Annotated in this window: 11 protein-coding genes; 7 read left to right on the top strand and 4 right to left on the bottom strand. The window is 37.5% G+C overall.

Going from position 1 to position 14,127, the window contains the following annotated elements; translation table 11 throughout:
- The 3 genes from ABXH34_RS13690 to ABXH34_RS13675 all read left to right on the top strand — a co-directional run.
- Positions 1-296: hypothetical protein (locus tag ABXH34_RS13690; protein WP_353572444.1), on the top strand; the 296-nt coding region annotated here is incomplete at its 5' end.
- 574 nt (positions 297-870) lie between these two features.
- Positions 871-3,294, top strand: coding sequence for a two-partner secretion domain-containing protein (locus ABXH34_RS13680; RefSeq protein ID WP_353572443.1), 2,424 nt, complete (start codon positions 871-873; stop codon positions 3,292-3,294).
- Between the two features lie 70 nt (positions 3,295-3,364).
- On the top strand, positions 3,365-3,757 hold the full coding sequence (locus ABXH34_RS13675) for a DUF302 domain-containing protein (RefSeq protein WP_353572442.1): 393 nt from the start codon (positions 3,365-3,367) through the stop codon (positions 3,755-3,757).
- A gap of 225 nt (positions 3,758-3,982) precedes the next feature.
- On the opposite strand, the gene ABXH34_RS13670 is transcribed toward ABXH34_RS13675, so the two are convergent.
- Positions 3,983-5,185, bottom strand: coding sequence for a type II secretion system F family protein (locus tag ABXH34_RS13670; RefSeq protein ID WP_353572441.1), 1,203 nt, complete (start codon positions 5,183-5,185; stop codon positions 3,983-3,985).
- A 229-nt stretch (positions 5,186-5,414) separates the two neighbouring features.
- Here ABXH34_RS13670 and ABXH34_RS13665 point away from each other — a divergent pair, with 229 nt between their 5' ends.
- From ABXH34_RS13665 to rfbC, 4 genes are all read left to right on the top strand, one after another.
- On the top strand, positions 5,415-6,545 hold the full coding sequence (locus ABXH34_RS13665; protein WP_353572440.1) for an NAD(P)/FAD-dependent oxidoreductase: 1,131 nt from the start codon (positions 5,415-5,417) through the stop codon (positions 6,543-6,545).
- 143 nt (positions 6,546-6,688) lie between these two features.
- Entirely contained in the window at positions 6,689-7,138 is a 450-nt protein-coding gene (locus ABXH34_RS13660; protein WP_353572439.1) for a rhodanese-like domain-containing protein, read from the top strand.
- A gap of 140 nt (positions 7,139-7,278) precedes the next feature.
- Positions 7,279-8,154, top strand: coding sequence for a glucose-1-phosphate thymidylyltransferase RfbA (gene rfbA / locus ABXH34_RS13655; RefSeq protein WP_353572438.1), 876 nt, complete (start codon positions 7,279-7,281; stop codon positions 8,152-8,154).
- Positions 8,151-8,681, top strand: coding sequence for a dTDP-4-dehydrorhamnose 3,5-epimerase (gene rfbC, locus ABXH34_RS13650; protein WP_353572437.1), 531 nt, complete (start codon positions 8,151-8,153; stop codon positions 8,679-8,681). The genes rfbA and rfbC overlap by 4 nt, the downstream gene beginning before the upstream one ends.
- Positions 8,682-8,858: 177 nt before the next feature.
- Here rfbC and ABXH34_RS13645 read toward each other — a convergent pair whose 3' ends face one another.
- The 3 genes from ABXH34_RS13645 to ABXH34_RS13635 all read right to left on the bottom strand — a co-directional run bounded on the left by ABXH34_RS13645 (position 8,859) and on the right by ABXH34_RS13635 (position 13,930).
- Complete coding sequence (locus tag ABXH34_RS13645; RefSeq protein WP_353572436.1) at positions 8,859-11,195, bottom strand: response regulator; 2,337 nt, start codon at positions 11,193-11,195, stop codon at positions 8,859-8,861.
- 571 nt (positions 11,196-11,766) lie between these two features.
- Positions 11,767-13,689 carry a TSUP family transporter gene (locus ABXH34_RS13640; protein ID WP_353572435.1) on the bottom strand — a complete coding sequence of 641 codons (1,923 nt, stop codon included), beginning with the start codon at positions 13,687-13,689 and terminating at the stop codon, positions 11,767-11,769.
- A gap of 10 nt (positions 13,690-13,699) precedes the next feature.
- On the bottom strand, positions 13,700-13,930 hold the full coding sequence (locus ABXH34_RS13635; RefSeq protein ID WP_353572434.1) for a hypothetical protein: 231 nt from the start codon (positions 13,928-13,930) through the stop codon (positions 13,700-13,702).
- Between the last annotated feature and the right edge of the window lie 197 nt (positions 13,931-14,127).

Genomic DNA, 14,127 nt, shown 5'->3' with positions numbered 1-14,127 from the left:
AATCAGAACAGATGCGTTTGAGTTTATTGAATTTTATGCTGTCGTTTGCGGAACAAAATTATAAGACTTTAGAACAAAATAAACCCAGTTGGAAAAGATGTTTAATAAAACTGGGACGCGCAGACATCAGTGATATTTTCCAAGAAATACAAAGCTGTTTTTCAAAAGATGAGTTTGCAGAACACAAACAAAAACTACGCTTATTTTACGTCTACACCTTACTCACCAAATTACGCATGGAAGGCAAACTTGAACCTTGGGAAAGCATCATCATTGTCCGTGAACGAGAAGAGTAACAATTAAATATATTATGCTTCAAACAAGTTTAAATACTTTCAGCTCAAGCTGCAATTCCCCTAGTTTTGAACCATTCAACAACATTCATATTCATCGGGATAGGATGAGCATCTTTGTTTAGGGATACCACTGCAACAAATAGCACTTTATTGGGTGAACTCCGTCCCCTTTTACCTCCATGCTTAGCATCTCCCCCAATACACATCATCTAGATGATACACCTGTTTTTGCTTGGCTTATCAAATATATTGCCAGAAACTATATTCTTAAGGGCAACTTGGTTGACGTAAATATCGTCTGAACAATTTTTCTTTTACTTCAAAGGTTTACATTTTTTAGCCCCAAAGATTTTTTCTTAATTTCTTAGCAATAACACTGGAGTAAAGAAATAACCCACCACAGTCTTTTATATTTAGAGTAATCTCAATTGGCTCAAGGCCTTAATAATCTGATCTGTTTTAGGGTTGAATAGGAACTGAGATAGACTTTTTACGCCTTTGTTGGTTTAAACCCTTCGAGTTTTAATCTAAACTGATTGGTAATTCATCCAAAGCAAATTTACAGGGTACACTTATGAACAAGCTTATATTGCTACTGTGGCTGCTGTTAAGCATTTCAGCCCAAGCCGATGTTATTACCGATGGCAGTTTAGGGGCGCAACTCTCTTTATCTGGTTCTGATTATGCGATTACACAGGATTTGGGAACGTTACAAGGCACAAATTTATTTCATAGTTTCGAGCAATTTTCGTTAGCCACTGGTGAGTCAGCCACCTTCTCAGGCGATGCAAATATTCAAAATATTTTCAGCCGTGTCACAGGTGGTCAAATTTCCACTATTGATGGTCTGATTCGCAACACAATACCGAATGCTGATTTATATTTGATGAATCCCGCAGGTGTTGTTTTTAATAAAAAAGCAAGCTTAGATTTACAAGGCTCGTTCTATGCAACGACAGCGGACTTAATTCGTTTTTCTGATGACGATGCCTTTTATGCAAATCCACAAGAAAATGCACTTTTATCAACTGCTGCACCAACAGCTTATGGTTTTTTAGATAATGAGATTGGAAGGCTTGATCTGAATATAATTTCAGAGGAATTTAATCTACCAACGGGTGAAACACTTGGATTGATTGGCAATGATATTAGTATAAATCAAGTTAATATAAGAGTACGCAGCGGAAAAATTCATATTACCAGTGTAGCTTCAGCAGGTGATGTGTTTTTACAGCCTGAGCTAGAACCTACAACAACACTTGGCAGTTTAAATATACGAGAATCTACTATTCAAGTTAATCCTAGCCCTTCTACAGAGGTATTTGAAAAAGGTAATATTTTCATTCGAGCAGGATTATTTGAACTAATAAATAGCACTATTAACTCCTCTGCAATAAATTATACTGAAGGTGGGGATATTGGTATTTATGTGCAAGACCTGACAATGCAAAATAGCTCAATTACCTCTTTGAATCAAAGTATTGTCCAAGGTGGAGATATTACGATAAATGCAAAAAATCAGGTATTGTTATCTGCCTCATCTGAGAACACACAAAGCAGTATCAATCGTAGCACCATAAATACATCCAATACGAACATTGGTTTACAAAATAGTGATGAATCACTCCAAATCCAAACTGGCAATAGTGGTAGTATTAGTATTTCTGCTACAGATATAAGACTCGTAGATGGTGCGGTCATCACTTCTAAAGCATTTGGCTCTGGTCAAGGTGGCGAAATAACTCTCTCAGCTTCAAATGATATAGAGATGAGCGGTACAACAAATTCAAACTCTAGGACTTTAATTAGTTCTGATTCGGGTCAAGCTGCTCAAACGATTGCAAATGTTGGTGACGGCGGTAATGTTTCCATTAGTGCTAAGAATTTTACGATGAACGATGGAGCAAATATTGTTGCTAATAGCTATGGTTCTGGACAAGGTGGCAATATCAGCATTAACTTGTCAGGAAAACTGATACTTGAACAGGAAAGTAATTCTGGTATTGGTAACTTTATGAGTTCTGCGACAGCTTCTAAAAATGCCAATGCAGGCCATAGTGGCAACATCGTGATTCAAGCCAATGAATTGCTATTTGCGAATGGTAGCTTTTTAACTACAAACACAAATGGTGCAGGCAATGCAGGTAATATTTCAATCAATGTAAATCAAAATGCAACCATCACAGGGATTAGTGCACAAACAGATTCTGGAATTTTATCCGCTGCAAGTTCTTCCAGTGTCGGTGGAAATGCGGGCAATATTCTACTCACTGTAGGTGAACAATTATTTTTAGATAACCTGGCGATTATTGATGCATCAACATTTAGCAGTGGCTTAGGTGGCAATGTCGGTATTATCGCAGGTGATATGCTGATGCAAAATGAAGCTTACATTGGTGCAGCCAGTTCAAGTAGTGGCAATACAGGTGATATTAATATTTTGATTACCAAAGATAATTTGGAAATGTATAACAAAAGCTTTATTACCACCGAAGCTACTTTTGCAGATGGCGGTAACATTTTCATATCAATGCCAAATTATGTTTATATCAGTGAAAATAGCGAAGTGACGACCAGTATTGCAAGTGGTGTTGGCGGTGGTGGTAATATCAATTTAGATGCTGAATTTACCGTATTAGAGGGTGGCAAAATCCTCGCTCAAGCTTATGGTGGACCTGGTGGTAATATTGATATTATAACCACGAGTATTTATAACTTAACTGACCAGCCAATTGAACAAGCCATTAGTGCATCATCTCAATTAGGGATTGATGGTGTCATTACAGTCAGTTCACCTGATGGGGATATAGATGAAGGTGTATTGATCTTAACAGGTGATTTTTTGCAAGCTGACAGATTATTACGCAGTCTATGTAACAAGCCACGCAGTAAAGGCAATAGTCTGGTTGTGACAGGACGTGAAAGCTATCCTAATTTAATTAATGACTGGCTACCCAGCAATGCCACACAATTAGTGTTACAACGTTGCGAATTATAATACCTATATTAATGATTAAGGATATGCTAATATTCATCGTTATTCGTTAAATATTCGGGAGTTTGCTCAAATGGCGTTTGCATTCAATGTGACTTTAGAAATGGATTTTGATGCAGCAGTTGCAAAAGTAACAGAAACTTTAAAAGCCCATAAATTCGGTGTATTGACTGAAATTAATGTAGATACCGTACTCAAGGCTAAAATGGATGTGGATATGCCACGCTATTTGATTTTGGGTGCGTGCAATCCGCCTTTAGCTAATCAAATGATTCAAGCTGATCCAGATATTGGTAGCGTGATGCCATGTAATGTATTAGTACGGGATGCTGGAAATGGTCAAGTTGTGGTGGCATTCTTAGACCCAATGGCTGTATTTGGATTGTCAGAACAGGAAGCAATTAAACCTATTTTAGTGGATGCCAAACAGAAGTTAATCACAGTGAGTGAAGCTTTGAGCGCATAGAAAAATGTAGGGCTAGTAGTCTTTAATTGATATAGTCATTTTATTTTAAGATGATACAGGACTGGCAGTCCTATATTTTAAAACTATTTGATATTTAAACTATTTCAGGACTGCCAGTCCTCACACTCAAGGTAGAATTGACTATAGATAGCTGCTAGCAAAGAATAATGACATATTTTTTCATATTCTTATAGATTTAAAAAACGCAAATATTTGAAATCCAAATTAAAAATTCACCTGATTCACCGCAGTAATTGCCAAAATAACCCCTGTAATAATAACTCCAATCACACTACCAATCACTAAAATAGCCAGTGGTTCAACCAACAATAAAAACCGTTTCATACGATTACGCCCACTTTCATCTAATAATTTAGCTAATGAATGTAGCATCGGCGGCAATTTACCTGATTTCTCACCCGCTCGAATTAAATTATGACCCGTTGCGGTTAGAGCATCATTGTCTTGCAATGCCTGAGATAACGTTGTCCCTGTACGTACCGCTTTAGTTACCTGATTCAATCGTGCATTTAAACTGGGTAATTGAATGCTTTGAGCCGCCAACTCCAAACCACGCAACAAAGGCACTTTATTTTCTAACAATGTACCCAACATCGCAGCCCAACGTCCTGTTTCCGCTTCCATAATCCAGACACCAATAATAGGCAATTTTGCACTAACATCTTTGGCTTTTAATCGCACCTTTTTTTGACTCAATATATAAACAATCACGAATACCAAACCAACACCAATTGCAGCAATCAATTCAATATTATTATTAAAAAACATCCCTGTACCTAAAACCGCCTGTGCTAGCCAAGGAATATCCGTCCCTTTCGTTTTTAAAATGCCTGCAAAACGGGGCACGACCACCACAAAAATCAACAAAACAGCGGTAATCCCTGAAAAAATCAAAATGCTGGGATAAATCAGTGCATTACGCATTTCTGACTGCACTTTAGTTTCATATTCCAATTGCTCCACACCATCGCGTAACCCTTGGGCAACCTTTCCCGTTAATTCACCTGCCTCAACCAATTGATACAAATACCAAGGCAAATCTAAATCACTTTTCTGTAGTGTAATTGAAAATGAAATGCCTTGACGTAATTTAGAGGCAATTTTAGCGAAATTATCCACAATAACAGGATGATGTGTGGATTGTGCCAGCGATTCAACCGCTTCAATCAGTGATACGCCAGACTCCAGCAATGTGGTTAACTCATGCAATACGGTTAAAACATCCCGCTGTTTCGGTTTGCCCGAACGGAGAGCTATTTTAGCAATTTTACTATCAGCAGCAATGAGATTGAGCACCGTTAAGCCACGTCTTTGTAGCTGACGCGCGGCATCTCTTTCATTATCAGTGCTAATAATGCCATCAACTTCTTGTCCATTTTCATCAATGGCTTGGTATTTATAATGCATGGGGGCTCTATGTAAAATCTAAATATATTCTCAATTTGTCCAATTATATACCAAACCCATAAATTGCTTCTCAAATACAAAATATTCTCATCCATAAAATATTTTTATAATTAATAACAGACTAAAAAATCCTGATATGCTAATTTAGTGATGAGGAGACTTTTTGTCATTGTTAACATGCTAAGATACCCATATTAACACGCTATTGGGTCACAAAAGGTCAATACTCATGCACAAAATCGTTGTTTTAGGGTCAAGCTTTGCCGCATTAACTGCAATTAAAACACTACGAAAACAAGGGTGGAAAGAACCGATTGTATTGGTTGCACCACGTCCTGTTATTTTCTTTTACCCTAGCCTGATTTGGGTACCTGCGGGTTTACGCAATGAACAAGACCTTACAGTTGAATTAGAGGACTTTTTTGATCGTAATGATGTGGAATACCACCGTGGCAAGGTGTCTGGTTTGAACCAAGAAACCCGCCAAGTCTTACTTGAAACTGGTGATAAAATTCATTTTGATAGTTTAATCATTGGTTCGGGTGGACGTTTTATTAAAAAATTACCTGGAATTGAAAATATTTACACCCCATGCGAAGGCTATCAAGCGACTAAAGCATACAGTGACCAGTTGAATAAATTAGACTCTGGTACGTTGGCATTTGGCTTTTCAGCTAATCCTAAAGAGCCAACTGCAGTACGTGGTGGGCCTATTTTTGAATTCTTGTTTGGGATTGATACTTTATTGCGTAAGCAAAAACGCCGTGACCAGTTCAAAATGGTGTTTTTCAACCCATCGAAATCACCGGGGCAACGTTTGGGTGAAAAAGCGGTTAAATCCTTATTAAAAGAAATGGATAAACGTGGCATTGAAACTCATTTAGGCCATAAAATGAAATCCTTTACAGAAGATAAAGTGATTACAGAAGGCGGTGAAGTTCACAGTGATTTAACTTTATTTATGCCCGGAATGACAGGCCCTGCATGGGCAAATGCCAGTGGTTTACCATTATCTGAAGGTGGATTTATCCAAGCCAATGAGCATTGCAAAGTCGAAGGCTTTGAACGGATTTATGTTGCGGGTGATAGCGGCAGTTATCCTGGCCCTGACTGGATTCCAAAACAAGCCCATATTGCGGATTTACAAGCAGAAGCAGTGGCTAAAAATATATTAGCAGAAATCAAAGGTCAGCCAATTACCGCAACATTCAAATCAGAATTAGTATGTATCGTCGATACTCTAAATAGTGGAATGTTGATTTATCGTGATCCTAAACGTATGGTTCTGATGCCAAAAACCGTGATGTTCCATTGGGCAAAACGTTGGTTTGAGGGTCATTATTTGAAAGCATACCGTTAATTCTATGGGCTGCGTCTCCTTTATGGATTTTCAGCCCTAAATATATAAGAATTTCATAATATTAGTGATTTTACAAAACCAAAAAAACTTTCTATAATTTACTTTTGTATACCTATAATAAAAACTTATCAGGGAATAAAAGTATGTCTGAACTCAAATCTATTTTACCTAAAGATGCGTGGCAATTATTGCAAGATAATCCAAAAGCGGTATTAATTGATATTCGCTCCACTATGGAATATTTATTTGTGGGTCACCCGTCAGGTTCGGTGCATGTTGCGTGGATTGATGAGCCAGACTGGGAAGTAAACCCTCATTTTGAAGTTGATGTGCGTAAAGTGTTACTTGGTGGTGTGAGTTGCCCTGCAGAAGATGGTCATGCAGAAGATGGTGAACAAGCGGGTTGTGCGCCTGTGCTTTTGATTTGCCGTAGTGGTAAGCGGTCTTTAGAGGCTGGGCATTTATTGTGTGAGCATGGTTTTGGTATGGTTTACAATGTATTAGAAGGTTTTGAAGGTGATTTAGATGACCATCATCATCGTAGTACTAATGGTGGCTGGCGTTATTATGATTTACCTTGGGAACAATGCTAATTGCATGATTTATGGCCTGTGACTTTTATTTAAAATTAATAGCCTATCGTTAGGAAAATATTGAAATCATATAAAATAATAGAGATAATGCTTTTTATATCGTAATTATCAAAAATGCTTATTAAGCTTTTGGAGTTTCAATGAAAGGTATTATTCTCGCAGGTGGTTCGGGTACGCGTTTGCATCCCGTCACACAAGTGGTTTCAAAACAATTACTTCCTATCTATGATAAACCCATGATTTACTACCCGTTAACCACATTGATGCTAGCGGGTATCAAAGATATTCTCATCATTTCCACTCCACAAGATACGCCGCGTTTTGAGCAATTATTAGGCGACGGCTCACACTGGGGAATTAGCCTCAGCTATGAAGTACAAGCTTCTCCTGATGGTTTAGCGCAAGCTTTTATTATCGGTGAACAATTTATTGGCTCTGATACCTGTGCTTTAGTCTTAGGCGATAATATTTTTTATGGCCATAATTTCAGTAAAGCGGTGAATCATGCAGCGGAGCAAACCAAGGGTGCAACCGTATTTGCTTATCCTGTACACGACCCTGAACGTTATGGTGTGGTCGAATTTGATAAAACAGGCAAGGCCATCAGTTTAGAAGAAAAACCCACCGACCCTAAATCTCGTTATGCCGTCACAGGTTTATATTTTTATGACAATGATGTGGTTGAAATTGCTAAAAATATTAAGCCTTCAGCACGCGGAGAATTAGAAATCACTGACGTGAACAATGTATATTTGCAACGTGATGATTTGCGGGTGGAAATCTTAAGCCGTGGCTTTGCGTGGTTGGATACAGGCACACACGAGTCATTACTTGAAGCCTCATTATTCGTAGAAACGATTGAAAAACGCCAAGGTTTAAAAATCGCTTGTCCCGAAGAAATTGCATGGCGTAAAGGCTATATTAGCGATGAACAACTGGTACAATTAGCAGATAAATTGCAAAAAAGCAGTTATGGTCTTTATCTTAAACACATAGTGAAGTATGAAATAGCATGAAAGTAACCCGCTTAGACATCCCAGAAGTCGTACTGATTGAACCCAAAGTATTTGGTGACGAACGTGGCTTTTTTCTCGAAAGCTTCAATGTGCAACGTTATGCAGAATTAGCAGGCATTGACGCACATTTCGTACAAGACAATCACTCCCGTTCTGCAAAAAATGTATTGCGTGGGCTGCACTTCCAAAAGCAACACCCTCAAGGTAAATTGGTTCAAGTCAGCAGTGGTGCGGTGTTTGACGTAGCAGTGGATATTCGAAAAGATTCAACAACATTTGGTCAATGGGTAGGCGCGACTTTGACAGCAGAAGCGCATAATCAATTATATGTGCCACCAGGTTTTGCTCATGGTTTTTGTGTGTTAACCGATACTGCGGACTTTCATTATAAATGCACTGATTATTATCATCCAGAAGATGAAGGCAGTTTAATCTGGAATGATCCTGATATCGGTATTGAGTGGCCGATTGATGCGCCTGTATTATCTGGAAAAGATGCACAAGCAAAATGTTTGAAAGATTTGTAAAACACTGAAAATGAAAGGACTGGTATGGTTATTTTACTTTAAAATGATACAGGACTGGCAGTCCTTGATATTAAAAATAATTGATATTTAAATTATAAGAGGACTGCCAGTCCTAACACATAAATCAAAATTGACTATAGTTTTTTAACGGCTGCCCGTCCTAATAAATTCAAATCATCAACTTTGTATTTCTGCTTGAGAATCTCGTAATTTATCCATCCAGCGATGTATCATTTCTTGCAATGTCTCAATTCTATAGGGTTTGCAAAAATAATCATCCATACCTGAAGCCAGACATTCTTCTCGTGCACCTTCCATCGCATGGGCGGTCATTGCAATAATGACTTGTTTTGGTAATTCGCCTGTTTTTTCACGTTGCCGAATAATCTCTGTTGCTTGATAGCCATCGAGTATAGGCATTTGACAATCCATTAAGATTAATGAGTAAGTTTGCTGCTTGAGTTGATCTAATGCCTCCTGTCCGTTACCAACAGTATCCACTTGTAGTCCCAAACGTTTCAACATATGAAACGCCACTTTTTGGTTAAAATCATTGTCTTCTACCAATAATATGGATATTTCATTCTTATTAGGAATTAGTTGCTGTTTTGATAATGTTTCAACTCTTCGCAAATCAGCTTGTTGATCTGATAGTGAACTTGTGATTGAGGGTTGTTTCTGCTCAAGCTGTAAATCCATAACCAAGCGAATCGCATTATACAAATGATATTGATGCACAGGTTTAATCAAATAAGCAGAAAATCCTGCCTGTTGCGCCATTTCATTATCACTGGTTTGAATCCGAGAAGTGAGCATAATCAAACCTGTTGATTCAATGATTGGACTGGTCTTGATTTTATGACTGAGTGCGAAACCATCAACGCCATCAACTTCCATATCAATAATAGCAAAGTCAAATGCTTGCTGATCTTCTGCCGCTTGTTGTAATTTCTGTAATGCTTGTGATTCATTGGAATAACTGTACGAATTAATACCCCAATGATTAAAATTGTCTTCTAATACCATGCGATGAACAGAATCAGCCCCGACAATTAAGCCATGCAAACCTTGTAATTCTGGTTGTAAAATCACACTTTTTGGTGTTTTTTCTTGGGTCATTTGTAATTGAGCTGTAAACCAAAACGTGCTACCTTCATCTAATTGAGAACGCACCCCAATCTCGCCATTCATCAAACCTGACAACCGCGTACATAAAGCCAGCCCTAAACCAGTACCTCCATATTGGCGCGTGGTTGAACTGTTGGCTTGAGAAAATGATTCAAAAATTTTAGTTTGCACATCACTTGAAATGCCTATGCCTGTATCGGTAATTTCACACAGCAAAATTATATTATTTTCATTGATGGACTGTTGCTCTAACTTAACCCGAATTTCACCTTTATTAGTAAATTTTATCGCATTACCAACCAGGTTAGTCAAAATTTGTTTCAAACGAGTGGGATCACCTTTTACTAAAAAATCCAATTGCGGATCACATAACACGCCTATTTCTAAACCCTTAGAGCTTGCTCGTTCCGACAATAAATCGAGTACTTCCTCAACCAGTTGGCGCAATGCAAATGGAATTATTTCCAACTCCATGTGTCCTGCTTCAATCTTAGAATAATCAAGAATATCATTGATTAAGGATAATAAAACATCACTGGATTGATTGGCAATTTCTAAATAATCACGTTGTTGTGGAGTCAGTTTTGTATCTAGTGTGAGCGATAACATTCCTAATACACCATTCATTGGTGTACGAATTTCATGGCTCATATTGGCTAAAAATGCACTTTTTGCCTGACTTGCTGCTTCGGCACGTTGCATCGCAATGTTTAGTTGCTTATCTTGTTTTTGTAAACGTGAAAAAACGTGAAATATGAAAAAGATAAAATTCAGTGTAACTAGAAAAATCCCTGTCATTTGAATCTGTTGAATCAGAGAAGCTTGCTGACTGGTTTTTTGCTCTAAATCTAAAGTAAGATCATTCATCAAACGTAACAACACTAAATGGTTTTGTTGAATATGTTTGAGTTGTTGCCAAGCAGTGGGACTAAAAGTGGTTTGTTGTTGCGTGTGGAATGGCTTCAGTAAGGCTTTATTCTTATTCCATAAATCAATGGCTTCAGTAATAATTTTTTTCGAACTGGGCGTTTGTAACGTTTGTAATTGGAAATGGTGTCCCGTGGTATCAAGAATTTCACCACCATAAGCAAATCCATTCATCGTATTATTAAACAGTTGAAAAGTCTGCTTAAACTCTTTTTGCAGGGTATGAAATGCCACTTTATCTTGTTGTTGCTGTGCGGTATACATAAGAGATAAAGTCTTAGCCATGCGTTGCGACAACATCCTTTGCCGACCCGCTAGATTGACAGTAACTGCATCATATTGGATATGGCGAGAAATAATCAGATTAGAGATAAGTACACCAATATCTATACAAACAAATAACAATATGGCAATTAGTAGAAAACGATATTTTTTTTCAAATAAAGATGAATAGTCCATTGATATTGTTTTTACAAAATGCCAAGGTAAATAGCATTTTATAACCTCATTTTAGTTAGAACAACAGTTCGGATAGTTTTTTGAAAATACGAGAATTTCAACAAGTTGCAAATTTTAGTGTTATCTTATAACTCATTAATCTTATTATATTTTTTATAAAGATCAGAGCCATTATTAGAGTCAACTTATATTTTTTTATGATAGTATTAATAATTTATTGAACTATAACATAAAGACGAGTTTCAAACTTTTTTTACTGTTTAAGTATATGGAAATTTAAAAAATAATAATATGCAGTTTTACAAAATATGCCATATTAGCTCTATTTTCTCAGTACTATATTTTAATATAAGATATTAATATGATTGTTGTTTATTTTCATTAAGTGTTCAAGACTTTAGCTTTGGAAATAAAGCAAATTCAAATATGGATTTTATAGCGTGCTTTAACCCATTTATAGGACATAAAAAAAGTATGCCAAACTAATGTTCAACATACTTTTTAAGCTGAGAATTCGACTTTAAATCTATTATTTCAACTGAAATGTATCTCTTAAAATCGAAAACATTGATTAACCTCTAGCAATAAATACGGCACAAGGTACATGGCCAATAACACGATCAGAAACACTGCCCATTAATACTTTTTCTAATCCTGTACGTCCATGACTACCCATCACCAGTAAATCGGTATTTTTCTGTTTTGCCGCATCAACAATAGTTGATACAGGCGTACCCATTAAGACTTCGCCAGTGACTTTAACATGTTCTTGCTTCATCAAATCAACCACTCGATCAACTGTGGCTTTCACTTCATTGCGATGTCTGTCACTGTAATCACCTTCAATCGCAGACACAACTGTTACATTTGCATCCAAATATTTGGCTAAATTAATTGCTGTGGTTGCTGCAATATCACCATGACGCGAGCCATCGACTGCAACCATCATATTGTGACCTGTTAAATTGGCCGCACGAGGTGCAACCAACACGTTACAGTCGCTATGGCCAATCACACGTGCAGTTGTACTACCCATCATCAAGCGCATTAAACCACTTTTTCCGCGACGACCCATGATGATAAGGTCAACATGTTTTTCTTTCGCAGCATTAACAATTTCTTTGTAAATTTCAGAGCCTTGACGCAATACAATTTCACAATTCACTCCCGCCATCTCTGCTACTTGTTTAAGTCTATCCAATACAGCTTGTGCTTGAGCCGTTTGTTTTTCCAATAATTGAGATGCAAGTAACTCATAGTCAGGGTCAACAACGACAACAGATGTAATAAATAATTGGCTGTTGGCTTTTTTAGCTAATTCAACCGCCTCACGTTCTGCCCCAGCACTGAATTCAGAACCATCAGAAACCAACATAATACGTTCAAAACGACCTGTTGGAGATAACTGTGCTGTCATTGGTTCAGTTTCAACTGTTTCTGAAGCTTCTTCTTCTGCCTTGCGTTTTTGGGCCTCAATTTGGAAACCAGAAAACAGTGAATACAGAATAATTGCTGCACCTGTACCCAAAGCAAAAACCAATATACCAAAGCTGACATTTGATAAAATGACCGCTGTCCCATCTTCTATTTTAGAAATATAACCAAGGTTACTTAAGTAAACGGGAATCATAAATCCGCGACTAAATAGTACTAAAATCATGATAATACCCATGACTACTTTTACCATAAAGTCTTTAACGTAAGTTGTACCAATTGCGCCTAATTGCACCCCGAATAATGAACCCGCTAAAATAATCATTGCTAAACGAACATCGACATAACCATCTAAAGCATACTTAATTGTGCCACCAAAACCCATTACGAAGGCAATCACTAATTCCGTTGCAGAAGCGACTAAACCCGGTGCGCCCAAAATATACATCATGGCAGGGACACCAATAAAACCACCTACGGCAATAGTGGCAGCTAACATGCCTGTGGCAAACCCTAATGGAATAGTAAATAGAACTGAAATACGCGCATTTAAAGCTTTGAAGTACATCATCGTACCGGGGATATTAACGGATTGAACCCATTCGGCAATTTTGGTTTTCTTCTCTTCTTGTGTACCAGAACTATATAATTTCCAAGCATCTAGTAACACATAACTTCCCACAATCGCTAATACGACTACAAATACAAACGAAACGTATAAATTAGAACCATCTTGACCAAATTCATGGCGAATATACTTTTGTAAATTTGCACCATACAATACGCCAGCCTCAGCTGAAATCCCCATAATAATACCCAGCTTCACATCAACTTGGCCGTAACGTGCCCGCTTAACCGAGCCAACTAATGCTTTCGGGAATTTATGACACATGTTACTGGCAACCGCCATAATTGCAGGCACACCCATGCTCATCATAGCAGGGGTTAAAACAAATGCGCCGCCTGAGCCAATAAAACCGCTAACTAAGCCACCAATAAAGCCTACAACAAATAAGAAGCCAACATTGGCAAGGGTTAAATCTAAAAATGATATTTCCACAAGTCACTCCTTATTTTTTCTTAGCTCTTACGCCAAAAGCTTCCCAGAAGTAACCCGTGAAATTACCATGCACACCTGAAAAGATGAATGCAATGGTTACAGGTACGATGAAATACCAACCGCCTTTAGCAGAGGCTTCTAAGATGGGTTGTTCAAAAAAATACAGTGTGGCATATAAAGCAATACTCATAATGCCCCATAATATGGTGGGTAAGAGTGCTTTGTTTATGGATTTGTGCATAAAACCTCCTAAAATTGATGTTTTTATAAATTCTATAGAGGTTTATCATAAATTGTGACAATCTCATTTAGCGTTGGTGAGAAGAGGCTAAGCAAAATAATCTAATTACAAGAAAACCACTATATATTGGATGTGAGGTTAGCCTAATGTGTTTAGTTATTGTGATTGCAGGCTATTTATTCAGTATGACTTAGTAT

Origin of the sequence: Candidatus Albibeggiatoa sp. nov. BB20, assembly GCA_016744725.1 — a bacterium.
Taxonomy (GTDB): domain Bacteria; phylum Pseudomonadota; class Gammaproteobacteria; order Beggiatoales; family Beggiatoaceae; genus Albibeggiatoa.
The sequence above is the reverse complement of the archived record's forward strand: the minus strand, read 5'-3'. Positions and strand labels throughout refer to the sequence as shown.

Coding starts and splice junctions, on each gene's coding strand:
- ABXH34_RS13680 (WP_353572443.1), top strand. CDS start 871: ATGAACAAGCTTATATTGCTACTGTGGCTGCTGTTAAGCATTTCAGCC.
- ABXH34_RS13675 (WP_353572442.1), top strand. CDS start 3,365: ATGGCGTTTGCATTCAATGTGACTTTAGAAATGGATTTTGATGCAGCA.
- ABXH34_RS13670 (WP_353572441.1), bottom strand. CDS start 5,185: ATGCATTATAAATACCAAGCCATTGATGAAAATGGACAAGAAGTTGAT.
- ABXH34_RS13665 (WP_353572440.1), top strand. CDS start 5,415: ATGCACAAAATCGTTGTTTTAGGGTCAAGCTTTGCCGCATTAACTGCA.
- ABXH34_RS13660 (WP_353572439.1), top strand. CDS start 6,689: ATGTCTGAACTCAAATCTATTTTACCTAAAGATGCGTGGCAATTATTG.
- rfbA (WP_353572438.1), top strand. CDS start 7,279: ATGAAAGGTATTATTCTCGCAGGTGGTTCGGGTACGCGTTTGCATCCC.
- rfbC (WP_353572437.1), top strand. CDS start 8,151: ATGAAAGTAACCCGCTTAGACATCCCAGAAGTCGTACTGATTGAACCC.
- ABXH34_RS13645 (WP_353572436.1), bottom strand. CDS start 11,195: ATGGACTATTCATCTTTATTTGAAAAAAAATATCGTTTTCTACTAATT.
- ABXH34_RS13635 (WP_353572434.1), bottom strand. CDS start 13,930: ATGCACAAATCCATAAACAAAGCACTCTTACCCACCATATTATGGGGC.